General features: G+C 65.1%; 20 protein-coding genes and 1 tRNA gene. 16 read left to right on the top strand and 5 right to left on the bottom strand.

The genetic code is table 11. From position 1 onward, the window contains the following. Nucleotides 1-112: 112 nt before the first annotated feature. From O6Y00_RS09465 to clpX, 3 genes are all read left to right on the top strand, one after another. Complete coding sequence (locus tag O6Y00_RS09465) at nucleotides 113-1039, top strand: glycosyltransferase family 2 protein (RefSeq protein WP_353442338.1); 927 nt, start codon at nucleotides 113-115, stop codon at nucleotides 1037-1039. 252 nt (nucleotides 1040-1291) lie between these two features. Next, complete coding sequence (locus O6Y00_RS09470; protein WP_353442339.1) at nucleotides 1292-2011, top strand: ATP-dependent Clp protease proteolytic subunit; 720 nt, start codon at nucleotides 1292-1294, stop codon at nucleotides 2009-2011. Nucleotides 2012-2134: 123 nt separating this feature from the next. Continuing rightward, nucleotides 2135-3400: an ATP-dependent Clp protease ATP-binding subunit ClpX gene (gene clpX, locus O6Y00_RS09475; RefSeq protein ID WP_056048170.1), complete on the top strand. Its 1266-nt coding sequence runs from the start codon at nucleotides 2135-2137 to the stop codon at nucleotides 3398-3400. Between the two features lie 307 nt (nucleotides 3401-3707). On the opposite strand, the gene O6Y00_RS09480 is transcribed toward clpX, so the two are convergent. Continuing rightward, nucleotides 3708-4166 carry a hypothetical protein gene (locus O6Y00_RS09480; RefSeq protein WP_353442341.1) on the bottom strand — a complete coding sequence of 153 codons (459 nt, stop codon included), beginning with the start codon at nucleotides 4164-4166 and terminating at the stop codon, nucleotides 3708-3710. Nucleotides 4167-4260: 94 nt separating this feature from the next. Between O6Y00_RS09480 and O6Y00_RS09485 the strand changes: the two genes are divergently transcribed. The 4 genes from O6Y00_RS09485 (at nucleotide 4261) to O6Y00_RS09500 (ending at nucleotide 6669) form a co-directional block, all read left to right on the top strand. After that, on the top strand, nucleotides 4261-4482 hold the full coding sequence (locus O6Y00_RS09485; protein WP_353442342.1) for a hypothetical protein: 222 nt from the start codon (nucleotides 4261-4263) through the stop codon (nucleotides 4480-4482). Nucleotides 4483-4507: 25 nt separating this feature from the next. After that, a complete protein-coding gene (locus O6Y00_RS09490) occupies nucleotides 4508-4912 on the top strand; it encodes a DUF3592 domain-containing protein (RefSeq protein WP_353442344.1) in 405 nt (134 codons plus the stop codon). 79 nt (nucleotides 4913-4991) lie between these two features. Beyond that, a complete protein-coding gene (locus tag O6Y00_RS09495; RefSeq protein ID WP_353442345.1) occupies nucleotides 4992-5339 on the top strand; it encodes a hypothetical protein in 348 nt (115 codons plus the stop codon). A gap of 205 nt (nucleotides 5340-5544) precedes the next feature. Continuing rightward, entirely contained in the window at nucleotides 5545-6669 is a 1125-nt protein-coding gene (locus O6Y00_RS09500) for a calcium:proton antiporter (protein ID WP_353442346.1), read from the top strand. A 2-nt stretch (nucleotides 6670-6671) separates the two neighbouring features. Here the strand turns inward: O6Y00_RS09500 and O6Y00_RS09505 are convergent, their stop codons facing one another. From O6Y00_RS09505 to O6Y00_RS09515, 3 genes are read right to left on the bottom strand one after another with little or no spacing between them, the layout of a single operon-like run. Beyond that, nucleotides 6672-7058, bottom strand: coding sequence for a c-type cytochrome (locus O6Y00_RS09505; protein ID WP_353442347.1), 387 nt, complete (start codon nucleotides 7056-7058; stop codon nucleotides 6672-6674). After that, a complete protein-coding gene (locus tag O6Y00_RS09510) occupies nucleotides 7055-7309 on the bottom strand; it encodes a hypothetical protein (protein ID WP_353442348.1) in 255 nt (84 codons plus the stop codon). The genes O6Y00_RS09505 and O6Y00_RS09510 overlap by 4 nt, the downstream gene beginning before the upstream one ends. 56 nt (nucleotides 7310-7365) lie before the next feature. Continuing rightward, entirely contained in the window at nucleotides 7366-9090 is a 1725-nt protein-coding gene (locus tag O6Y00_RS09515; RefSeq protein ID WP_353442349.1) for a M1 family metallopeptidase, read from the bottom strand. A gap of 250 nt (nucleotides 9091-9340) precedes the next feature. Between O6Y00_RS09515 and lon the strand changes: the two genes are divergently transcribed. The 7 genes from lon to O6Y00_RS09550 all read left to right on the top strand — a co-directional run bounded on the left by lon (nucleotide 9341) and on the right by O6Y00_RS09550 (nucleotide 17599). Next, nucleotides 9341-11734, top strand: a complete 2394-nt coding sequence (lon, locus tag O6Y00_RS09520) for an endopeptidase La (RefSeq protein WP_353442350.1) — start codon at nucleotides 9341-9343, stop codon at nucleotides 11732-11734. 128 nt (nucleotides 11735-11862) lie between these two features. After that, on the top strand, nucleotides 11863-12135 hold the full coding sequence (locus tag O6Y00_RS09525) for an HU family DNA-binding protein (RefSeq protein WP_056048186.1): 273 nt from the start codon (nucleotides 11863-11865) through the stop codon (nucleotides 12133-12135). A 208-nt stretch (nucleotides 12136-12343) separates the two neighbouring features. Further along, nucleotides 12344-12418 (top strand) — tRNA-Val (locus O6Y00_RS09530). Nucleotides 12419-12701: 283 nt separating this feature from the next. After that, nucleotides 12702-13340: a CerR family C-terminal domain-containing protein gene (locus tag O6Y00_RS09535; protein WP_353442351.1), complete on the top strand. Its 639-nt coding sequence runs from the start codon at nucleotides 12702-12704 to the stop codon at nucleotides 13338-13340. Then, complete coding sequence (locus O6Y00_RS09540) at nucleotides 13337-14518, top strand: HlyD family secretion protein (protein ID WP_353442352.1); 1182 nt, start codon at nucleotides 13337-13339, stop codon at nucleotides 14516-14518. Before O6Y00_RS09535 ends, O6Y00_RS09540 begins: the two co-directional genes overlap by 4 nt. A gap of 1 nt (nucleotide 14519) precedes the next feature. Further along, complete coding sequence (locus O6Y00_RS09545; protein WP_353442353.1) at nucleotides 14520-16136, top strand: DHA2 family efflux MFS transporter permease subunit; 1617 nt, start codon at nucleotides 14520-14522, stop codon at nucleotides 16134-16136. Continuing rightward, nucleotides 16136-17599 carry an efflux transporter outer membrane subunit gene (locus tag O6Y00_RS09550; protein WP_353442354.1) on the top strand — a complete coding sequence of 488 codons (1464 nt, stop codon included), beginning with the start codon at nucleotides 16136-16138 and terminating at the stop codon, nucleotides 17597-17599. The genes O6Y00_RS09545 and O6Y00_RS09550 overlap by 1 nt, the downstream gene beginning before the upstream one ends. A gap of 305 nt (nucleotides 17600-17904) precedes the next feature. Here the strand turns inward: O6Y00_RS09550 and O6Y00_RS09555 are convergent, their stop codons facing one another. Next, a complete protein-coding gene (locus tag O6Y00_RS09555) occupies nucleotides 17905-18240 on the bottom strand; it encodes a DUF6481 family protein (RefSeq protein ID WP_353442355.1) in 336 nt (111 codons plus the stop codon). Nucleotides 18241-18537: 297 nt separating this feature from the next. On the opposite strand from O6Y00_RS09555, the gene O6Y00_RS09560 reads away from it, so the two are divergent. Together O6Y00_RS09560 and O6Y00_RS09565 are read left to right on the top strand one after the other, a co-directional pair. Next, nucleotides 18538-20136 carry a hypothetical protein gene (locus O6Y00_RS09560; protein WP_353442356.1) on the top strand — a complete coding sequence of 533 codons (1599 nt, stop codon included), beginning with the start codon at nucleotides 18538-18540 and terminating at the stop codon, nucleotides 20134-20136. Nucleotides 20137-20218: 82 nt separating this feature from the next. Next, nucleotides 20219-22933: a TonB-dependent receptor domain-containing protein gene (locus tag O6Y00_RS09565; protein WP_353442357.1), complete on the top strand. Its 2715-nt coding sequence runs from the start codon at nucleotides 20219-20221 to the stop codon at nucleotides 22931-22933. Nucleotides 22934-22937 lie beyond the last annotated feature (4 nt).

Here is a 22937-nt window from a genome sequence, read left to right on the forward strand (position 1 = left end):
CCCACTGGGCCCCGGCCTCCGCCGGGGAAGTGCGTTTTGGGATGGTTCGGTAACTGACGTTATGCCTGCTGCTCGACGTCCGATCCCGTCTATCAATTTTGCAGGACAGGCCATGACCGAACCAAGAATCGCCGTCCTGCTCCCGTGCTACAATGAGGAAGCCGCGATCGCGCAGACGATCGCCGGTTTCCGCGCCGCGCTGCCGAACGCCACCATCTACGTCTACGACAACAACAGCGCCGACCGCACGATCGAGGTCGCGCGCGCCGCCGGCGCCGTCGTCCGCACCGAGCGCATCCAAGGCAAGGGCGCGGTCGTCCGCCGGATGTTCGCCGACATCGACGCGGACATCTACGTGATGGCCGACGGCGACGCGACCTACGACGCTGCCTCTGCACCGAACCTGGTAAAGCGCGTATTCGACGAGCAACTCGACATGGTCGTCGGCTCACGCATCAGTCAGGTCCAGGAAAGCTACCGCCGCGGCCACCGTTTCGGCAACGCGCTGCTCACCGGCATGCTCGCCCGCCTGTTCGGCCGCAGCTTCACCGACATCCTGTCGGGCTACCGCGTGTTCTCGCGCCGGTTCGTGAAGAGCTTCCCGTCGCTCTCGGCCGGGTTCGAGATCGAGACCGAAATCAGCGTCCACGCGCTCGAACTCAAGATGCCGATCGGCGAGGTCGAGACACCCTATTACGCGCGCCCCGAAGGCTCCGAATCGAAGCTCAGCACGTACGGCGACGGCTGGCGCATCCTGCGCACGATCATGACGCTCTACCGGATCGAGCGTCCGCTATGGTTCTTCGGCGCGGTCGGCAGCGTGTTCGGCCTGCTCGCGCTGATCCTCGGCATCCCGCTGGTGCTGACGTACATCGAGATCCACCAGGTCCCCCGCTTCCCGACCGCGATCCTGATCACCGGCCTCGGCATCTTCGCCGCCCTCAACGTCTTCACCGGCCTGATCCTCGACACGGTGGTCCGCGGCCGCCGAGAAGTCCGTCGCCTGGCATACCTCGCTTACCCAGCACCGGGCATCTAAGTCGGAGCTCGACTGAGTTCTTGTGATCCTCCCCCGCTAGGGGGAGGTGGCTGGCCCTTGCCAGACGGAGGGGGAGGCGGCGCTAACTGCGGTTTCGTGTCCTCCCCCTCCGTCGCCTTCGGCGCCACCTCCCCCTGGCGGGGGAGGATCGCTCAGCCTCTCTCACCACCCAGAGCGACAGGCATGCAGGACTTGAACTCCCCTCCCGGACAGCCGATGTTAGCAGTTCACTGGGGCATAAGAGAGATTTCCATGCACAATCCGTTCGAGACCGGCGATTTCGCGAGCCCGTTGGCCAGCGCCGGGCTCGGCCTGCAGCAGACGCACGCAGGCCTGGTTTCCCCCGCACCGGCGCAAGCCGGGCTCGTGCCAATCGTCATCGAGCAGTCGAACCGCGGCGAGCGTTCGTTCGACATCTTCTCGCGCCTGCTCCGCGAGCGCATCATCTTCGTGACCGGCGGCGTCGAGGACGGCATGGCCTCGCTGATTACCGCACAGCTGCTCTTCCTCGAGTCCGAGAACCCGAAGAAGGACATCTTCATGTACATCAACTCGCCGGGCGGTGTCGTCACGGCGGGCATGGCGATCCACGACACGATGCGGTACATCCGTCCGCGCGTCGGCACCGTCTGCATCGGCCAGGCCGCCTCGATGGGCAGCTTCCTGCTCGCGAGTGGCGAGCCCGGCATGCGCGTCGCGATGACCAACGCGCGCATCATGATCCATCAGCCATCGGGTGGTGCACAGGGCATGGCCAGCGACATCGAGATCCAGGCCCGCGAGATCCTGCGCATCCGCAAGCGCATGAACGAGCTGTATTCGCAGTATACCGGCCAGCCGATCGAAGAGATCGAACGCCGGATGGACCGCGATACGTTCCTCGAAGCGAACGAGGCGAAGGATTTCGGGCTGATCGACGAGGTGTTCGACAAGCGTCCGGCGGTATCTGAGGATGCCCCGAAACCCGCCTGAACGAGACGGGCATGGGGTGAATCGTAAACCCCGCCGGTTTATTTGATTGTAGGAACTCCGGGGTGCGTTACGGTAGCGGCCCCGGAAACGGCACGTGCACCGACATGCGCGAGAGGTGATTGAATGACGAAGCTGAGCGGTGGCGACTCGAAGAGCACCCTCTATTGCTCGTTCTGCGGGAAGTCGCAGCACGAGGTCCGCAAGTTGATCGCCGGGCCGACGGTCTTCATCTGCGACGAGTGCGTCGAGCTATGCAACGACATCATCCGTGAGGAGACGAAGTCCGCGCTGGTGTCCAAGAAGGACGGCGGCGTGCCGACTCCGCAGGAGATCTGCGACGTCCTCGACGATTACGTGATCGGCCAGAAGCGCGCCAAGCGCGTGCTGTCGGTGGCGGTGCACAATCACTACAAACGGCTCAACCACGGCGCCAAGGGTGCCGATGTCGAGCTGTCCAAGTCGAACATCCTGCTCGTCGGCCCGACCGGGTGCGGCAAGACCCTGCTCGCGCAGACCCTCGCGCGCATCCTCGACGTGCCGTTCACGATGGCCGATGCGACGACGCTGACCGAAGCGGGCTACGTCGGCGAGGATGTCGAGAACATCATCCTCAAGCTGCTCCAGGCCTCCGACTATAACGTCGAGCGGGCGCAGCGCGGGATCGTCTATATCGACGAGATCGACAAGATTTCGCGCAAGGCCGAGAACCCCTCGATCACGCGCGACGTGTCGGGCGAAGGCGTGCAGCAGGCGTTGCTCAAGCTGATGGAAGGCACGACCGCGTCGGTGCCGCCGCAGGGTGGCCGTAAGCATCCGCAGCAGGAATTCCTGCAGGTGGATACGACCAACATCCTGTTCATCTGCGGCGGTGCGTTTTCAGGTCTCGAGAAGATCATCGGCGATCGCCTCCAGGGCAAGTCGATCGGCTTCGGCGCGTATGTCGCAGGACCCGACGAGCGCAAGACCGGCGAGACGCTCAAGTCGGTCGAGCCCGAGGATCTGCTGAAGTTCGGGCTCATCCCCGAGTTCGTGGGCCGTCTGCCGGTGATCGCGACGCTCGAGGATCTCGATGTCGACGCGCTGGTGAAGATCCTCAAGGAGCCGAAGAACGCGCTGGTCAAGCAGTACCAGAAGCTGTTCGAGATGGAGGACGTCGCGCTCGGCTTCACCGACGACGCGCTGGTCTCGGTCGCCAAGAAGGGCATCGAACGCAAGACTGGCGCGCGCGGGCTTCGCTCGATCCTGGAGAGCATCCTGCTCGACACGATGTTCGACCTGCCCGGCATGGACGGCGTCGACGAGGTGATGATCGACAAGGACGTGATCGAAGGCCGCAAGGAACCGATCCGCGTCTATGCCGAGAAGAAGAAGACCGGCGACGCCGCGTAGGGCGGAGCTGGTCTGAGATACGGGAGAGGGCGTCGAGCGATCGGCGCCCTTTTTCCTTTGGGGCATACGCGCCGAAAACTCCCGTCCGTCATCCTGACGAAAGTCAGGACCCAGAGCGACGAAGACCTGCGCGTTCTACCCTGGGTCCTGACTTTCGTCAGGATGACGGGGATGGGTAGCGCAGCGCGTCCGTATCGACCGTCCCGTCTATACCCAATGCATCCTTCGGCACCTCTGCCTCTGTCGACTGGAAGAAGGAAAGGGTTCGTCACGACTCGCGGCGGGAGGCGTAAGCGCGGCTCTGACGCTACACCTGCGAAGTCAGAAGCCGAACCCGCTCAAGATCTTTTGGCCGTCCGAACAGCCTGAGCATCCCGGCTAGTTCCACGCGGTCAGGCACATAAACGACGCGTCCCTGCACGATGATCGGCACGCGCGTCCGGGGCAGCACTTCCGTCCACCCTGCGCCGGTCGCAACATGAAACCCCGCCATGATCTCGACGACCAAATGCGGCGTCTCCCACCGCGCGAACAGCGTCGACCGGAACATCGCGCTCGGCCCATCTTCGATCGGTGCGACACTGAGCTTGTCCATAAGCCGTCGAGCATCCCCCACGCTCATTAGCAGATCGACATCGCCAACCGTGATCGGCGCTACCCCGTGAAGCGCCACCGCTGCGCTGGAAATGACCCACCAAGGGTCTTGTGCATCCGGCATCGCGTCGGCGGTCATGACGAGCGTTCCGCGAAGGTCGGAAGCTAGCATCGCGGCAACCTACTCGATCTCTACCGGCCGGCAATCGCTCATCCGGACCCTTATCGCCCCTCGCGCATTCGTCGATCAGGTGGAACGAGAGAGCATGCATGACGATCGAAGCTGTCGACAGACCAGCGAAGGCGTGGTGGAAACGATGCCCGACCGTGTGGCACGACCGATCTGGACGCTGACCAATCCAGACTTGATGATCGTCGACACGCTATGTGGGGGCGGTCCGCTGAACCCCCGCGCGGTGATCGGATGGCAGGGGGATACGCGGGGTCTGGTTGCGGGCGGCCCGGGGTATCTCGGACATATCGGGTGAGCAGATGCGGGTAACCGTTTTCTTTTTGCTCTATCTCGCGGCAGTCTGCTTCGTGTCGGCGTTCAAGATCGCGACGAGCCTGCTCACGGTCGATCGCGCGACCATCTTGGCGCCTGGAGTGGTTACCGCGCTTGCGGATGGGCCACATCATGCGATCGTGACGGTTGCGCCACGTGGAGGATCGCCGTTCACCTTTCCGGCGAACACACAGGCGGGCCTGGGCGAAGGTCAGCAAGTGACCGTGCGGTATAGACCTGACGAACCCGTCGCGACGGCACACGTCATCGACGCCGGCGCCACCGTCAATGGCAACGCGACAATCGTCTGGTCGCTCGTCGTTTTGGGGGTGCTGCTGCTGGCCGCTGCCGGAATTGGCCCATATTTGGTGCAGTGGTATCCGGATATGTTCGCCTTCAGGATACGACCGTGAGCCTTCCCGCCCGTACGACCAAGGTCGATCAGATGAGCAGGTCGCCTGTAGCACGACGTTGCCCGGCGCCATCTAACACGTGACTACAGCCCGCTCCGACTACGTGCTGTTCATGCTCGGTCGCGACCACGAGATCGGTCCGATACGGCGTATCGCGGCGCGCATACTCAGCTTCTATCAGCGCGCGCCGATCCATATCCTGGCCGATGCCGGCTGGGGTGAGTTCGACTGGATGGTGTCGTCGCTGGTCCGGTGCGCGCTGCTACGGCTGTGTCGCCGACGCGCAGACTATTGGCGCGAGCAGGCTGGCACGGAACTCCCTTCATCGGGTTGGCTGGGGAGCCTGCTCGTGGCTGGCATATGGCTGGGTTTGGTGGTGACCATAGATCAGGTGTTCCCCATTTTGCCGGATGCATTGGTTGGTTAGACGAACGGGTAATCGGTGAAGGCCGCGTCGAACGGCAAAGGTGACTGGGAAAGCCGGATATCGTTGGCCCGATGAAACACGCCGACCAACCTTCGATGCCCCTTGGCGCCAGCCGGGCGGTGTGCTCGCTGCGTACGAAACACCGTCGCGCGGACCCATCGCGCGCCTCGCGCATTCGTTATCCAAGTGGAACGAGGGAGCATGCATGACGATCGACGTGGCCGACCGACCGAACGAACACGTAGTGGAGACGATGCCGGACCGCCTGGCACTGCCGATCTGGACGCTGATCGCGCCGGGTCTCGGCCTTGTCGCCGTCCTCGTCGGCCTTGCCAAGATGGGCACGCTCGGCACCGCCGCCGCCGTGATCGTATTGATCGGCAGCGTCCTTGCCGCCGTCCATCACGCAGAAGTGATCGCGCACAAGGTCGGCGAGCCGTTCGGCACGCTCGTCCTCGCGATCGCGGTCACCGTGATCGAGGTCTCGCTGATCGTCTCGCTGATGCTCTCCAACGCGGGCGACGCCACCACGCTCGCGCGCGACACGGTGTTCGCGGCGATCATGATCATCCTCAACTTCATCATCGGCATCTGCCTGCTCGCGGGCGCGGTACGGCATCATGAGCAGCGGTTTACGCTGAAGGGCATGACCGCAGCGCTGGGCGTGCTTGCGGCGATGGCGGTGCTGTCGCTGATCCTGCCGAACTACACCTCGTCGACGCAGGGCCCGACCTACGCGGCATCGCAGTTGATGTTCGTCGCGGTCGTATCGCTGATCCTCTACGGGACGTTCGTGCTGGTGCAGACGGTGCGCCACCGCGATTATTTCCTGCCCTCGACCGACGACAAGGACGATCATGCCGCGCCGCCCTCGGGCCGCGCGACGGGCATTGCCTTCGCCGCGTTGCTGGTGGCGCTCGTCTCGGTGGTGCTGCTCGCGAAGACGCTGTCGCCGACGATCGAGGCCGCGGTGCTCGGTGCCGGCCTGCCGCTGACAGTAGTCGGCGTGGTGATCGCCGCGCTGGTGCTCGCACCCGAAAGTCTGGCCGCGTACAAGTCGGCACGACGCAACCGGTTGCAGACCAGCCTCAACCTCGCGCTCGGCTCGGCACTGGCGACGATCGGATTGACGATCCCGAGCGTGGCGATCGTGTCGCTCGTGCTCGACTTGCCACTCGCGCTCGGCATCGATGCAAAGAGCATGACGCTGCTCGCGCTGTCGCTGTTCGTCGCCACGCTGTCGCTCGGCACTGGGCGGACGACGGTGTTGCAGGGCGTCGTCCACCTCGTGATCTTTGCGGCCTATCTGTTCACGACGGTGGTGCCGTAAGCTCAGGGGCCCTGCGTCGACAGATAGGCGATGACGTCGGCGCGGTCCTTGGGGTCGGGAAGGCCGGCGAACGCCATCGTCGTGCCGGGCACCATTCTGCGCGGGTTAGTGAGCCAGGCGTCCATGCGCTTGGCATCCCAGTTCCCGCCGAGCGACTTCAACCCAGCGGTGTAGGAGAAGCGCGGGCGCCGCTCGCCGATCGGGTTGCCTATAACGCCGTAGAGGTTCGGACCGTCGGTATCGCCTGCATATTGCCCGATCGTGTGGCACGCGGTGCAGCGACGGAAGACGCGTTCGCCGTTGGCGATCTGGCTGGTCGTGCCGGTGTCGGGGCTCGAACCGCAGCCGGCAAGCGCCAGCGCGATTAGGGGCCACCGCGGGAGGGTCATCGCTTTTGGCGTACAGCCAAGGCGAGGCCGGCGGCGATCTGCACGACGGCGTAGAGGCGACGGCGGCCGGGACGGTCGACGAACGGTGCGACGAGCTTCTCGGTCCCGAGCGCTTCGTCCTTCCAGAGATCGACGTGGCGGCGGGGTTGGAGGAGGCCCATCAAGCCGTCGCCAACCATGAAGATCGCAGCCATCTCCGCCGCGCGCGACGCCCAAACGTTCTCCTGCGAACGCAGGAGTCCAGGAGCCACGGGCTTCGTCTCCTGGGACCCTGGGCCCCCGCTTTCGTGGGGGAACGGTGGAGAGGTCATTGGGGCTTGGCCTTCGCCGTTTGCGCGGCTTTCCAGGCGGCCACGTCTTCCAGTGCGATACTCCGACGCAGGACCAGCGCATCCGGATCGATCACGACATGCGCGCCCGCCGGGACCGACAAGCTCGCCTTCCCCCCAGTCATCGGCAAAGTCCGCGTCTTCCCATCGATCTGCACCTGTACCGGCAGCGGAAACGGGCCGTTCCCCGGCACCTTCCAGGCCAAGCCCAGCGTATTCCCCGTCCGCGTCTCGACCAGTTCAGGCAGCGCGGCCTGCCGAAGATACACGTCGAAGAACCATTTATAGTCCCTCCCCGTCACCTTCCGAACGAGCGCCTCATATTCCTTCGTCGATCCGAACCGCGGCGCGAAATTGCCCGGCTTCGGATCCGCGCGCCCATACACCGCCAGCCGTGTCACGTCGAAGAACGCATCGTCGCCGATCAGGCTCCGCAGCGTGTGGAGCATCCACGATCCCTTGTAGTAGATGTCCTGCCCCGCACCGCCCTTGTCGAGCTCGTACACCTCCTCCTCGGTGGTGATGCGCTGCTGCGTGATCGGCTTGAGGTTCATGATCGAGGTGCGTTCGCCCTGCATCATCGCCGCATAGCGCGCACGCCCCTCGCGCCACTGGCCATAGAGCGGCTGCATGTACGTGCCATACCCCTCGTGCAGCCAGTAATCGTCCCAGTTCGCGGCAGTCAACTGATTGCCGAACCACTCATGCGCGAACTCGTGCTGGAACAGCCAGTCGAACCCCTCGGGCGCCTTCTCGTAGCCATTGCCGTAGGCGTTGATCGTCTGGTGCTCCATGCCCTTGTGCGGCGTCTCGACCACGCCGAGCTTCTCGTCGCCGAACGGGTAGGGGCCGATCATGCTTTCGAAGAAATCGAGTGTCGGCGCGAACTCGGCGAACAGCTTCTCCGCCTGCACCTTCTCGCCCGGCAGATACCAGTAATACATCGGGATGCTGTTGCCGAAGCGGCTCTTGTAGGTGCCTCTGATCTCCTCATATGGCCCGACGTTCAGCGCGATACCGTAGGTGTTGGGATGCTTGGCCTGCCAGTTCCAGGTCGTCCGCCCGTCCGCCAGCGTATCGACGCCGAGCAGCACGCCGTTAGAGGGCGCCTTCAGCCCCTTCGGCACGGTTATGTGCAGCGTCACCAGCGCAGGCTCGCCGGTCGGGAAATCGAGGCACGGCCAGAACAGGTCGCAGCCATAGCCTTCCGCGGTCGTCGCGAACCACGTCCGGCCGTCAGGCGTCTTCGACCACACCATCCCGTCGTCCCACGGCGCCTTCACCGCGACGTGCGGCGTGCCGCCATAGGTGATCTTCGCGGTGACCTTGCCGCCAGCGGGGACGGGCTTTGGCAGCGTGATCGTCAGCCGTCCCTCCGGATTGCTCCACGCCGACGGAGCGAGCGGTACGCCGTCGATCGCGATCGTGCTGACCGGAAGATTGCGGTCCAGATCGATCGGCAAGCGGGTGAGGGGGGCTTTCGCGGTGAAGACCAGCGTAGCGACACCGTTCAGGCTCTCCGTCTCGGGCAGCACTTCGAACGCCAGGTCCGCGCTGTCGAACCGTAGCGCGGTCTGCTCGGGTGTCAGTACGCCCCCAGACCGCTGGGTTTGCGCGGTGATCGCGGGCTCGCCCTTCTTGGGCAGTGGAGCGGCGGCGAGGAGCGCGGTAGCGCTGGCGGCGAGTAGAAAACGCAAGATCATGCCGCGTTCTCGCGCCTGGGCGGCTCGCATACAAGTGCGATCCGGTACCTTCGGTTCTCCTGCGAACGCAGGAGTCCAGGATCACGCAAAGCGCCGCCCGTTACCCTGGACTCCTGCGTTCGCAGGAGAACGGCAGGCCCTTGGGCAACGCGCGAAAACCCCTAACCACCGCCAACCAATTGATGGACGGTTCATCCTCACCATATAAGCTGTAGATTATGCCCCCATGCAGGCACCCACCGGAGCGTTCATGACCCAGTACCCCGTCCTTCCCCTTCGCGACATCGTCGTGTTCCCGCACATGATCGTGCCGCTGTTCGTCGGCCGTGATAAGTCCGTTGCCGCGCTCGAAGCGGCGATGGCGGCGGACAAGGAGATCTATCTCGTCGCGCAGGTCGATCCCGCCGAGGACGATCCCTCGCGCGATGACCTGTATTCGATGGGCGTCACCGCAACGGTGCTCCAGCTGCTGAAGCTCCCCGACGGCACCGTCCGAGTGCTCGTCGAAGGCAAGGGCCGCGCGACGCTGGAAACGCTCGACGAGAGCGGCGACTTCCTCACCGCAACGGTCGAGCCGGTCGCCGATGCCGAGGTCGAAGGGCCGGAACTCATCGCGCTGATGCGTTCGGTGGTCGACCAGTTCGAGAACTACGCCAAGCTCAACCGCAAGCTCTCGTCGGAAACGTCGGTGCAGCTGTCTGAGATCGAGGACGCCTCGAAGCTCTCCGACGCGGTGATCGCGAACGTCCAGATCAAGGTTGCCGAGAAGCAGGCGATCCTGCTCGAAACCAACCCGTCGAAGCGTCTCGAAATGGCGTTCGCGGCGATGGAGGGCGAACTGGGCGTCCTGCAGGTCGAGAAGAAGATCAAGAGCCGCGTCAAGCGCCAGATGGAGAAGACGCAGCGCGAATATTACCTCAACGAGCAGCTGAAGGCGATCCAGCGCGAACTCGGCAACGAGGACGGCGAGGGCGAAGGCGACGAGATCGCCGAGCTGACGCAGAAGATCGCGACGCTCAAGATGAGCAAGGAAGCGCGCGGCAAGGCGACGTCGGAGCTGAAGAAGCTCAGGACGATGGCGCCGATGAGCGCCGAGGCGACCGTCGTGCGCAACTATCTCGACGTCCTGCTCGGGCTTCCCTGGGGCAAGAAGTCGAAGATCAAGAAGGACATCGCCGCCGCGCAGGTGACGCTGGACGAGGATCATTACGCGCTCGAGAAGGTCAAGGACCGGATCGTTGAGTATCTCGCCGTGCAGGCGCGCACCAACAAGCTGAAGGGGCCGATCCTGTGCCTCGTCGGCCCTCCTGGTGTCGGCAAGACCTCGCTCGGCAAGTCGATCGCCAAGGCGACCGGGCGCGAGTTCATCCGCCAGTCGCTCGGCGGCGTGCGCGACGAAGCCGAGATCCGCGGGCATCGCCGCACCTATATCGGCTCGCTGCCGGGCAAGATCGTGACGAACCTCAAAAAGGCCGGCACGTCGAACCCGCTGTTCCTGCTCGACGAGATCGACAAGCTCGGCCAGGATTTCCGTGGCGACCCCGCCTCGGCGCTGCTGGAGGTTCTCGATCCGGAGCAGAACGGCAAGTTCCAGGATCATTATCTGGAGGTCGATATCGACCTGTCGGACGTGATGTTCGTTTGCACCGCCAACTCGCTCAACCTGCCGCAGGCGCTGCTCGACCGCATGGAGATCATCCGTCTGGAGGGTTATACCGAGGACGAGAAGGTCGAAATCGCCGAGCGCCATCTGGTCGAGAAGCAGATCGAGGCGCACGGCCTGAAGCCGGGCGAGTTCACGCTGACGCAGGAGGGGCTTCGTACGCTCATCCAGCAATATACGCGTGAGGCTGGCGTGCGTACGCTGGAGCGCGAGATCGCCAAGCTGTGCCGCAAGGCGCTGCGCCAGATCCTCGAGAACAAGACGACCAGCGTCACGATCACGCCCGAGAACATCGGCGACTATGCCGGGGTGCAGAAGTACCGCCACGGGCTCGGCGAGACCGAGAACCAGATCGGTGCGGTCACCGGCCTCGCCTGGACCGAGGTCGGCGGCGAGCTGCTGACGATCGAGAGCGTGACGGTCGCGGGCAAGGGGCAGGCCAAGCTCACCGGCAAGCTCGGCGACGTGATGAAGGAGTCGATCGAGACCGCGTTCAGCTTCGTCAAGGCACGCGCGCCGAGCTATGGGATCAAGCCGAGCCTGTTCGCGCGGAAGGATATCCACATCCATCTGCCCGAGGGTGCGGTGCCGAAGGATGGTCCGTCGGCGGGTATCGGCATGGTCACGTCGATCGTCTCGACGCTGACCGGCGTGCCGATCCGGCGCGAGGTGGCAATGACCGGCGAGGTGACGTTGCGCGGCCGCGTGCTGCCGATCGGCGGCCTGAAGGAGAAGCTACTCGCGGCGTTGCGCGGGGGCATCGAGACGGTGCTGATCCCGGCGGAGAACGAGAAGGACCTCGCGGAGATCCCGGCGAACATCAAGGCGGGGCTGAAGATCATCCCTGTTTCGCATGTCGACGAGGTGCTTCGTCTGGCGCTCACCGAGCCGCTCGAAGCGATCGAGTGGACCGATGCGGACGAGCTGGCGGCGCTGCCGCCGGCACCGATCGCGCCGGTCGGGGGTGGCCTTCACCACTGATCCATGTTTGGATCGTAGGCGATGACGCGGCGGTTTCGTTTGACAGCAGACGGGGCCGCCGCATTATTGCGCGCTGAATGCGGTCGCGAGTCCATCGTGGCTGATTCGAGTTTTTTCCGGGGGATTATATGAACAAGCAGGAGCTGATCGCGACGGTCGCCGATACGTCCGGTCTGGTGAAGGCCGATGCGGTCAAGGCGGTCGAGGCGGTGTTCGACGCGATCGAAGCATCGTTGAAGAAGGGCGACGAGGTTCGCCTGGTCGGTTTCGGCACGTTCTCGATCTCCAAGCGCAAGGCGTCGACCGGCCGCAATCCCCGGACCGGCGAGCCGATGACGATCAAGGCGTCGACGCAGCCCAAGTTCAAGGCCGGCAAGGGCCTGAAGGACGCGGTCAACTAAAGCGACCTCAATCCTCCCCCGCGGGGGGAGGTGGCAGGCGACAGCCTGACGGAGGGGGGGGTAAGCGATGCCCTTCGTTGCGTGGTCCTCCCCCTCCGTCGCCTTCGGCGCCACCTCCCCCTTGCGGGGGAGGATCGCAGGGATTGCCCTCGAAAGGGCTGGACAGGCAGGCGTCCCCTGCCTAAAGGCCCGCTTCCGAACGAGTTTCGGGCGCGTAGCTCAGTGGTAGAGCACACCCTTCACACGGGTGGGGTCGCTGGTTCAATCCCAGCCGCGCCCACCAGATTTACGCCGGTTCCTTCGCACGAAGGGGCCGGCGTTGCTGTTTCTGGGGTTGGTCGGGGCTGCGTAATCACGCAGCACGCGCCATTAATCCTCGTCCGTCATCCTGACGAAAGTCAGGACCCAGAGCCACGCAGTGCGACGCTCGGTAACCCTGGGTCCTGACTTTCGTCTGGATGACGGGGCGCGCGCGGAAAGTCGGCATGAGACGAAGAACGTCCTCTCCGCACAACATGACAGCTTCTTCATTAGGCTGGTTCGTTCGATCGAACTAAACGCCGCCCGTGGTCCAGTCCCGACTCCTAGATATCGCGATCAGCGAATTCGGCACCAAGGGGCTGGAGGGGGCGAGCACGCGCGGGATCGCCGCCGCCGCCGGCACCGCAATGTCGTCGATCACCTACCACTATGGCGGCAAGGAGGGCTTGTACCTCGCGGCCGCCGACCGGATCGCCGAGCGCATGTCGGCCGTGATGGGCGACCCATCCGAGCTGTCGCACGACGTCGCGGCGGACGACGCCAGCGAAGCCCGCGGCCAGATCCACCGCATCCTCGGCCGGCTCGCGGACAAGATGGCGAGCAACGAGAGCGCCGATTGGACGCTGTTCGTGCTCCGCGAACAGATGAAACCGGGCGAGGCGTTCGAGCGCATCTATGGCGGCGTGATGGGCCAGATGGTGCGCAGGCTCAGCGACTTGGTCTGCATCGCCACCGGTTGCGCCGAGATCCGCACCGGCAGGATCGCGACGATCACCTTGATGGGACAGGTCATCACGCTGCGGGCGAACCGCGCGACCTGCCTGAAATTGCTCGAGCGCGACACGCTCGAACCCAACGACATCCTCGATATCAAGGCGCGTATCGACGCCAATATCGACGCCATTCTCGATTCGATGCGTGCTGAAGAACAGGGCCAGGCATGACCGACCAGACGAACCACTCCGACGCCAACCACGACGATGAGGATCGCAAGTCCGATCCGAACGGCGAGGACCAGCAGTCCGATACCGACCAGCAGGACGAGTCTAGCGACGAAGGGGACGAGGGCGACGACAAGAAGCCGTCGGTCTTCAAGAAGCCGCTCTTCTGGATCATCCTCGTCATCGTCGTCGGCGGGCTGATCATCGGCGGCGTGCTCTACTGGCTGCACGCGCGGCAGTTCGAATCGACCGACGACGCGTTCGTCGACACGCACATCGTCCGCCTCGCGCCACAGGTTGCGGGCACGCTGGTCCAGATCGCCGACATCGACAATCGCCACGTCGAGGCGGGCCGCCTCCTCGCGGTCATCAAGGCATCCGGCCGCGATGCCCAGGTCGCCGAGGCGCAGGCAAACGAATCGCAGGCCCGCGCACAGTTCGCACAGGCGCAGGCGCAGGTCACCGCCGCCGAGGCGCAACGCCAGCAGGCCGCCGCACAGGCGCGCGTCCCGATGGCGGCTGCCGTGAAGGCCCAACAGGATTTGGCGCGCTACGAGGCGTTGCTGCGGCTCGATCCGAGCGCGGTCGCGGGCCAACAGCTCGATCAGGCGCGCGCCACCGCTCGCCAGACCGCCGCCGATGCCGCCGCCGCCCGCGAGCAGATCGACACCGCCACCGCCCAGATCAGCGTCGCCAGGAAGCAGGTCGGAGCGGCCAAGTCGGTGATCGACGCCCGTCGCGCGCAGGTCGAGCAGGCGAACGTCACGATCGGCGATCTCCGCCTGACCGCCCCGGTCGCGGGGCAAGTCGTCAACCGCTCGGTCAACGTCGGCTCCTATGTCGCGCCCGGCACGCAGCTGATGGCGATCGTCCCCGACACAATGTGGGTGACGGCGAACTTCAAGGAAACGCAGCTCACGCTGATGAAGATCGGCCAGCCCGTTGACATCCATGTCGACGCGTATCCCGGCGTCGATTTCAAAGGTCATGTCGACTCGATCCAGCGCGGCGCCGGCCAGGCGTTCGCTCTGCTGCCCCCGCAGAACGCGACCGGCAATTACGTGAAGGTCGTCCAGCGCGTCCCCGTCCGTATCGTGTTCGATGCGAAGAACGGCCCCGATCCTAAGCGCTATCCGATCGGCCCCGGCATGTCGGTGGTGCCGACCGTCAAGGTCCGCTGAGGTGGCAAAGACTCCCGCGAAGGCGGACGCGGGCGGCGGTCACACGTGGTCGCCGAGCCGGTCGGCGGCGGGCAAATACAGCCCGTGGCTGATCGTCGCGATCATCTCGATCCCGACCTTCATGGAGGTGCTCGACACCTCGATCGCCAACGTCGCGCTCGATCACATCTCGGGCGGGCTGTCGATCACCACGGATCAGGCGACCTGGGTGCTGACCAGCTATCTCGTCGCCAACGCGATCGTCATCCCGATCTCGGGCTGGCTCAGCGACGCAATCGGTCGAAAGCGGTATTTCCTGCTGTCGATCGCGCTGTTTACGCTTGCCTCGCTGATGTGCGGCCTAGCGCCCAATATCGCTACGCTCGTCGTCGCCCGCGTGCTGCAAGGCATCGGCGGCGGCGGATTGGCGCCGGTCGAACAGTCGATCCTCGCCGATACCTTCCCGCCAAAACAACGCGGGATGGCGTTCGCCGCCTTCGCGATCGTCGTCGTCGTCGGCCCCGTGCTCGGGCCGACGCTCGGCGGCTACATCGTCGAATATTCGAGCTGGCACTGGGTCTTCCTGATCAACGTGCCGGTCGGCATCGCCGCGTGGTTCCTGGTCGAGACGTTCGTCGACGAGCCCGACCAGGTGAAGAAGGACCGTGACGAGCGCTTCAAGAACGGCCTGACGATCGACTATGTCGGCGTTGCTTTGGTCGCGCTCGGGCTCGGCTTCCTCGAACTCACCTTCGATCGCGGCGAGCGCGAGGACTGGTTTTCGAGCGGTTTCATCGTCATGTCGGCGATCATCGCCGCGGTGTCGCTGGTCACGCTCGTCATCTGGGAACTGAACCACAAGGACCCGGTGATCGACCTCAAGCTGCTGAAGAACCGCAACTTCGCGCTGACGATCGGCGTGATGGGCGTCACCGGCATGATCCTGTTCGGCACCACGCAGCTCATTCCGCAGATGCTGCAACAGGTGCTCGGCTATAGTTCGCTCGACGCTGGGCTCGCGCTAACCGCGGGCGGTTTGGCGACGCTGGTCATGGTGCCGTTCGCGGGGCGACTAAGCGGGCTGGTCGACGTCCGCTTCCTGCTGTTCCCGGCTTTGCTGGTGCAGGCTTTCGCGCTGTGGAACATGAGCCACCTGACCGCCGACATCGCGTTCTCCGATGCGGCGTTCGCGCGGCTGTTCCAGGCAATGGCGCTGCCGTTCCTGTTCGTGCCGATCAACGCGATCGCCTATGTCGGGCTCAAGCAGACGCAGACCGCGCAGGCGTCGAGCCTGCTCAACGTCTCGCGTAATCTCGGCGGCACGATCGGCATCTGTTTCGCGCAGACGCAGCTTGCAGGCGGGCTGCAGCGGCACCAATCGGAACTGACGCAGACGCTCAACCCGCTCGATCCGAACTACAACGACTGGATGCAGAAGGCGACGAGCGTGTTCGGCGGGCAGGGCGATGCGACGACGCCGTTGGCCGTTCTCTACAGCCAGATGCAGCGGCAGGCGACGATGCTCGCGTTCCTCGACGTATTCCGCGCGATGATGGTGGTCGTGCTGGTCGTCGCGCCACTGGTTCTATTCATGCGCTCCGGCAAGACCGGCGGCGCCCCCTCGGGAGGGATGCATTGATGCGTGCGCGGTTCATGGTGGTTGCGGTTGCGGCCCTGCTCGCGGGGTGCACCGTCGGCCCGAACTACACCCCGCCGGAGATGGCGGTGCCGCCAGCGTTCGTCGGCCCGCAAGCGAGCGTTGGTACCTCGGTTGACCCAGCCCGCTGGTGGTATGCGTTCGGCGATCCGCAGCTGGACGGCCTCGTCGACCGCGCGCTGAAGGGCAATCCCGACATCGCGATCGCCGCCTCGCGCGTTCGGCAGGCGCGGTTGCAGGAGATCGTCGCCCGCTCGCAAGGGTTGCCGAGCGTGAACGCCAGCGCCAGCCCGAGCCACATCGAGTTCAGCAAGAACGCCGGCCTCTCGTCGATCGCGCGTGCGTTCAGCGGCGGCACGGGGGCAGGGGGCACCGGCTCGACCGGCGGCATCGCACTGCCCGGCAGCGGGATCACGACCTATTCCGTCGGGTTCGACGCAAGCTGGGAGCTCGACCTGTTCGGCGGCGTCCGGCGCGGCACCGAAGGCGCACGGGCACGGACCGAAGCGGCGGTCTGGTCGAAGCGCGACGCTGCGGTGACTTTGGCCGCGGAAGTCGCGCAGGCGTATTTCGCGCTCCGGCTCGACCAGGCGCAGCTTGCGACGATCGAGAGCGAGATCGCCAACCAGCAACGCGCACTGACGATCGCTGGTAACATCGCCAAGGTCGGCCTCGTCCCGCCGATCGACGTAACCCGCCAGCGCGCGTCGATCACCTCGACCGAAGCGCGCGCCGAACCGGTGCGCGCCGATGTCGATGTCCGCATGCACGCGCTGGCGATCCTGCTCGGCGAGCCGCCGGCGACGTTGATGACTGAACTCGCAGCGCCCTCGGTCGCTCCGCTCGGCGTGCCGACGATCCCGGCAGGGTTGCCATCGGAGCTGTTGCGCCGCCGCCCCGACATCCGGGCGGCCGAGCGCGATCTGGCGGCTTCGACTGCGGATATCGGCGTTGCGGTGGCGGACATGTATCCGAAGTTCAGCCTGACCGGCATGAGCCAGCTGATCTCGACCGCGCTCGGCAATCTGTTTTCGGGTGACAGCCTCCAACTGACCGCCTCCGGTGCGGCGCAGTTTCCGTTGCTCGACTGGGGCCGGCGCAAGTCGACCGTGAAGTCGCGCGAGGAAGACCGCGAGCAGGCGTATCTTCGCTATCGCTCGACGGTGTTGCAGGCGTTGCGCGACGTCGAGGACCCGCTCGCGCAGATTGCTGCCGAGCGGAGGCGGAATGCGGCTTTGCAGCGCGCGGTGGTCGATGCGCAGAGCAGCGCGAAGGCGGCGGAGTCGCAGTACCGGACCGGCTTCGTGGCGCAGACGACGCTGCTAAACGCGGAGACGGACGTGCTGACGGCGCGCGAGCAGCTGGTATCGAGCGACGCGCAGTTGCGGCAGCTTACGGTGGCGTTGTTCAAGGCGCTGGGGGGCGGTTGGGAGCAGGCGGAGTAAGGGCGCGCGCTAACTCGTCCGTCACCCGAACCTACTTGTTCTCCCGCGAAGGCGGGAGCCCAGACTGGGCTCCCGCCTTCGCGGAAGAACAAGCTAGTTGATGACGTTCGTCAATTCCTCAGTCACCACCCCGGCGAAGGCCGGGGCCCAGTTGGGGGACGTTGCCAACGGTGGACTGCGCTTCGTTACCTCGACCTTGCCAACTGGGCCCCGGCCTTCGCCGGGGTGGCGGTCTCTTTTGGAGACGGTTGCTCCAAGCGAGCAGTCGTTCAATCAAAATGGGCGGCCAAACGACCGCCCAAAGATCACTTCTTCTTGTTCTTCCGCGCCGCATATTTGGCGTCACGAATCGCCTTCTTCTCGGCATCGGTCAGCTCGACCTTAGCCTCGGCCTCGCGCTTCTTAGCAGCAGCAGCCTCGGCCTCGGCCTTCTTCGCAGCCTTGGCATCGTCCTCGGCCGCACGCTTGGCAGCACGCTTCTCGCGCTCGGCCAATTCCTTGGCCTCGCGCGCGGCAAGGCGCTCGGCGACGACCGCTTCGTCGATCGGCGGCTTGGCACGCAGCGCTTCGAGCGCCTTCTGCTTGGCGGCGGCTGCGCTGCTCGTGCGGTCCTGGAAACTGGGGTCCTTGAAAGAGGCCATTGTGGTCGAGATATCCTGTAAAATAGGTCTGGCAGCCCGATCGCAGGAATGCGCGGGCCATGACTCTGGCAGCGCCTTTAAATCATCGCGCGCCGGATCGGAAGAGGTGTGTTCGCGCGCGGCGGTTTCAAGAGCGCGACCGGCGCCACCGTCATCGATCCGTCACATCTCCGTCACCCAACAGTCATCCAAATCGCATCGTAGCGTCACGCATTGCCCATAGTCGGCTAATCGAGGTCGGCGGGGGGGAGCCTGAGTCGATCCATCAGATTAACGATCCGACCGGGAGTCCCTTGAATGACCATCTTCAAGCGCATGAGCTTTATCCTGCTGACCAGCACCGCTTGCGTCGCGTTGTCGGCCTGCGACGGTGCCGACAGCGTCGGTTCGCCGGGTGAAGGCGTGATCGTCGTGCCGGGTACGCCGACGCCATCGCCGACGCCGACCGCCACGCCGACCCCGACCGCCGGTACGCCCGCCACGTCGTGCCCGACCGGCACCACCGATGTCGGGATCATCGGCAACTACCGGTCGTGCCGCCTGCCGTCGGCGATCACGTCCGCGCTGAGCCTGCCCAAGGTCGCCGGCGTCGCTTACGAGATCAACGGCCGCGTCGATGTCGGCGTCGACATCGGTGGCGCGGGCTCGGCTCCCGGCGGCATCGCCACCACGCTGACGATCGCGGCGGGCTCGCTGCTCTATGCCAACACGACCAACTCGGACAACGACTTCATGGTCGTCAACCGCGGCTCGAAGCTGATCGCCGAGGGCACCGAGACACAGCCGATCATCTTCACCGCGCAGGCAAATCTGACCGGTGGCGTGAACGACGAATCGCAGGGCCTGTGGGGCGGCATCATCCTCGCCGGTCGCGCGCCGATCTCGAACTGCAACACCACGGTCGTCGGTGGTTCGGCCGCGTGCGAGAACGTCGTCGAGGGCACCAGCACCGCGCTCTACGGCGGCGCGACGCCGACCGACAGCAGCGGCACCGTCCGCTACGTGCAGATCCGCTATTCGGGCACCGTCATCAGCCCGAACAACGAGCTTCAGGGTCTGACGCTCGGCGGCACCGGATCGGGCACCGTGCTCGACCACATCCAGATCCACAACAGCTCGGACGACGGCATCGAGATCTTCGGTGGCCGCAGCAACCTGCGCTATCTGGCGATCACCGGCGCGGATGACGACGGCCTGGATACCGATGTCGGCTGGCAGGGCTTCGTCCAGTTCGTGCTGGCGATCCAGAAGCCGGGCAACACCACCGGCGACAATTACTCGACCGAGATCGATTCGAACAACAACGAGGACGCGCTGCCCCGCCAGCGCTACAACCTGGCGAACTTCACCTTCGTCCAGACCTCGACCGCGACCAACGCGGCGATCCGCCTGCGCGGCGGTGCCGATGCGGTGTTCGTCAACGGTATCGTCAGCAACCCGAGCGGCGCCTGCCTCAACGTGATCGCTGGCGCAGACGCCGGGGGCAAGACGACGATCCGCCCTGCCAATGCAGCTCTGGAAGACAACGGCCCGCCGGTGTTCAACTCGGTCGTGTTCAGCTGCACCACGCCGTATGCCGAAACCGCGGTCAACGGGATCACGGTCACCTCGGCCGAGCAGCAGGCGCTGTTCCGCGCAGGCACCAACAACACCGAGGCGGCCGCCGTCGGTTCGGTCCTGACCGGGACCTTCCTGCCCGCCGGTGTCGCCTCGACGACGACCGCGTTCAACGCGGCCACGCTCAATCCGTCGGGCACCGCGTTCCTGGTCAGCACTAACTATGTCGGTGCGGTCAACGGCACGACCGACACCTGGTATCGGGGTTGGACCTGCAACTCGAACCGCGCGAACTTCGGTACCACCGGCAGCGCCTGCACGGCACTTCCGACCAGCTGACCGACGCGGATCGCGCGGGGGGCGGGGGCCTCCCGCGCGATCGATCCAAGATCAAAGAATTCCTCTTGTTGCCGGGGCAGCCATGAAGTCATCCGTTCTCGTCTCCGTCCTTCTTGCGACGACGACACTCGTGCCAGCCCATGTGCTCGCGCAGTCCGCCCCAGCCGCCCCGGCGGGTAGCGTGGTGTCGCCTCAGGCCGGCACGCCTGCCGAACAGCGGGCGGATCCCCAGGCGCAGGCCGAGCAGGACCAGGAACGCGTCGACGTCTCGACCCCCGGCGGCAATTCGGGCGGCGAGGACATCGTCGTCATCGGCCGCAACGTCCCCAACGTCGTCCGCGCCACCGCCGAAGTCGTTAACGTGCTGTCGAGCGCGGACATCGCGCGGACCGGCGAGGGCGATATCGCCGGTGCGCTTCAGCGCGTCACCGGCCTGTCGGTGGTCGGCAACGGCTTCGTCTATGTCCGCGGCCTCGGCGATCGCTATTCGTCGTCGCTGCTCAACGGGTCGCCACTGCCGTCACCCGAGCCGCTGCGCCGCGTCGTCCCGCTCGACATCTTCCCGACCAACGTCATCGCTTCCGCGCTGGTCCAGAAGAGCTATTCGGTGAACTATCCGGGCGAATTCGGTGGCGGTGTCATCAACCTGACGACCAAGGCCGTGCCTGAGAAGACATTCCTCCAGATCGGCGGTTCGGTCGGCGCGGATACCGTCACCACCAGCGAACTCGGCTATGTCTACGACGGTGGCAAGAACGACTGGTCGGGCTTCGACAGCGGCGAGCGCAATGTCCCTGCGTTCATCAAGCAGGCCGGCAAGGCCGGCACGTCGCCGGCCTCGATCGACCTGACGTCGATGTCGAACGCCAAGACCACGCTGCTCCAGCGCAACAACCAGCTGCCCGCCAACTGGTCGGGCGAGGCGAGCTTCGGCACCTCGACCGATATCGGCAGCACCCGTCTCGGCGTGATCGCCGCCGGCGGCATCAGCAACACCTGGCGCACGCGCGACAACCGCCAGCAACTGACCGACGATATCGATGGCGGCCTGACGAGCGACTTCCGCACCGTGCTGACCGACAATCGCGCGGTCGTGAACGGCTTGCTCGGGTTCGGCGCCGAGTTCGGCGAGAATAAGATCCGCTGGACCAATCTGTATATCCACGACACCGTCAAGCAGGGCCGTTTGAGCGCGGGCAACACCGCGAACATCGGTATCCCGTCGCCCTATGACGTGCCGGCGTTCATCACCCAGAACACCAGCTGGTTCGAACGCCAGCTGATCGACACGCAGCTGACCGGCGAATTCAAGTTCGGCAATTTCGCGTTCGACACGCGCGGCAGTTACGCCAAGACCGAGCGCAATTCGCCGTACGAGCGCCAGTTCACTTACGAGTACAGCCCGACCGTCAAGGATTACGTCAACAGCCTCGCCGGGCTGCAAAGCGCCTCCGTCGCGTTCAGCGAACTGAACGAGGAGCTCTGGTCGGGTCAGGCCAGCCTGACGTGGAATGCGCCGACGGACCGTCCGTTCGCGCTGTCGGTCGGCTATGCCTATAACGACACCACCCGCGATTCGAGCCGCTACACGTTCCAATATGCCGGCGCGAACAACGCCGCATTGCCGCTCGCGATCTCGCAGCTCCGCCCCGACTATCTGCTGTCGGATTATACCGTGCAGACCAACGGGATCTATCTGCGCAACACCTCGTCGGATCAGGGCGCGGCGACGTACGATGCGTCGCTCAAGGTCCACGGCGCCTACGGGCAGATCGAGGGCGAGATCCTCGACGGCCTGCGCGCGACCGTCGGCGTCCGCTACGAGACCGCCAAGGAGAGCGTCATCGCCTCGGCGAACCGCGGCAGCACGCGCCTGAACAACGATTATTTCCTGCCGGCGGTGACGGTCACCTACAACTTCGCCGCCGACATGCAGGCGCGCCTGCACTTTTCGAAGACGCTGGCCCGCCCGCAGTTCCGCGAGCTCGCGCCGCAGCTGTACCAGGATTTCGACTCCGATCGCCTGTTCATCGGCAACGCGTTCCTCCAGGATTCGCAGCTGTATAACGCCGAGGCCCGCTACGAATGGTATTTCGCGCGCGACCAGAAGTTCAGCCTGGCCGGCTTCTACAAGCGCATCGAGAACCCGATCGAGGCGGTTGCGTTCTTCCCCGGCGGTGATCGCCTCCAGACCGGCTTCGCCAATGCGCCGCAGGCCAAGCTGTACGGCGGCGAGACCGAGTTCCAGAAATACGTGAATCTCGACGGTCTCGGTCCCGACTGGCTCGCGACGCGCCGGCTCGTGCTGATCGCGAACTACACCTACACCAGCTCGAAGATCAAAGCCGACGATTCGCTGATCGCCAGCCCGATCCAGTCGGGGACGCAGGTCCAACTGCTGCCCGCCAACGTGCTGTTCCAGGACGGCGCGCCGCTGGTCGGCCAGTCGGATCACCTCGTGAACCTGCAGCTCGGCATCGAGGACAAGAAGAGCCTGTCGCAGCTCACCCTGCTGTTCAACTATGCCAGCAATCGCGTCACCAACCGCGGCCCGGTCGGCGGCGGCAGCGGCATTCGGCTGCCCGACCTGATCGAGAAGCCGGGCATTCGCTTCGATGTCGTCGCGCGCCAGGGGATCGACGTTGGCGGCAAGCAGATCGAAGTGAAGTTCGAAGGCCGCAACCTGACCGGCACTGGCTACCGCGAATATCAGTCCTTCTCGAACGGTACCGAGGTCGACATCAACCGTTACAAGCTCGGCCGCGTCTTCACGCTGGGCGCTAGCGTCCAGTTCTAAGGGG

The organism is Sphingomonas faeni (assembly GCF_040407565.1).
GTDB lineage: Bacteria > Pseudomonadota > Alphaproteobacteria > Sphingomonadales > Sphingomonadaceae > Sphingomonas > Sphingomonas faeni_F.

What these genes read in the sequence shown, in the direction of transcription:
- O6Y00_RS09465 (WP_353442338.1), top strand. Translation starts at nt 113, where the DNA reads ATGACCGAACCAAGAATCGCCGTCCTGCTCCCGTGCTACAATGAGGAA.
- O6Y00_RS09470 (WP_353442339.1), top strand. Translation starts at nt 1,292, where the DNA reads ATGCACAATCCGTTCGAGACCGGCGATTTCGCGAGCCCGTTGGCCAGC.
- clpX (WP_056048170.1), top strand. Translation starts at nt 2,135, where the DNA reads ATGACGAAGCTGAGCGGTGGCGACTCGAAGAGCACCCTCTATTGCTCG.
- O6Y00_RS09480 (WP_353442341.1), bottom strand. Translation starts at nt 4,166, where the DNA reads ATGCTAGCTTCCGACCTTCGCGGAACGCTCGTCATGACCGCCGACGCG.
- O6Y00_RS09485 (WP_353442342.1), top strand. Translation starts at nt 4,261, where the DNA reads ATGCATGACGATCGAAGCTGTCGACAGACCAGCGAAGGCGTGGTGGAA.
- O6Y00_RS09500 (WP_353442346.1), top strand. Translation starts at nt 5,545, where the DNA reads ATGACGATCGACGTGGCCGACCGACCGAACGAACACGTAGTGGAGACG.
- O6Y00_RS09505 (WP_353442347.1), bottom strand. Translation starts at nt 7,058, where the DNA reads ATGACCCTCCCGCGGTGGCCCCTAATCGCGCTGGCGCTTGCCGGCTGC.
- O6Y00_RS09515 (WP_353442349.1), bottom strand. Translation starts at nt 9,090, where the DNA reads ATGATCTTGCGTTTTCTACTCGCCGCCAGCGCTACCGCGCTCCTCGCC.
- lon (WP_353442350.1), top strand. Translation starts at nt 9,341, where the DNA reads ATGACCCAGTACCCCGTCCTTCCCCTTCGCGACATCGTCGTGTTCCCG.
- O6Y00_RS09525 (WP_056048186.1), top strand. Translation starts at nt 11,863, where the DNA reads ATGAACAAGCAGGAGCTGATCGCGACGGTCGCCGATACGTCCGGTCTG.
- O6Y00_RS09540 (WP_353442352.1), top strand. Translation starts at nt 13,337, where the DNA reads ATGACCGACCAGACGAACCACTCCGACGCCAACCACGACGATGAGGAT.
- O6Y00_RS09550 (WP_353442354.1), top strand. Translation starts at nt 16,136, where the DNA reads ATGCGTGCGCGGTTCATGGTGGTTGCGGTTGCGGCCCTGCTCGCGGGG.
- O6Y00_RS09555 (WP_353442355.1), bottom strand. Translation starts at nt 18,240, where the DNA reads ATGGCCTCTTTCAAGGACCCCAGTTTCCAGGACCGCACGAGCAGCGCA.
- O6Y00_RS09560 (WP_353442356.1), top strand. Translation starts at nt 18,538, where the DNA reads ATGACCATCTTCAAGCGCATGAGCTTTATCCTGCTGACCAGCACCGCT.
- O6Y00_RS09565 (WP_353442357.1), top strand. Translation starts at nt 20,219, where the DNA reads ATGAAGTCATCCGTTCTCGTCTCCGTCCTTCTTGCGACGACGACACTC.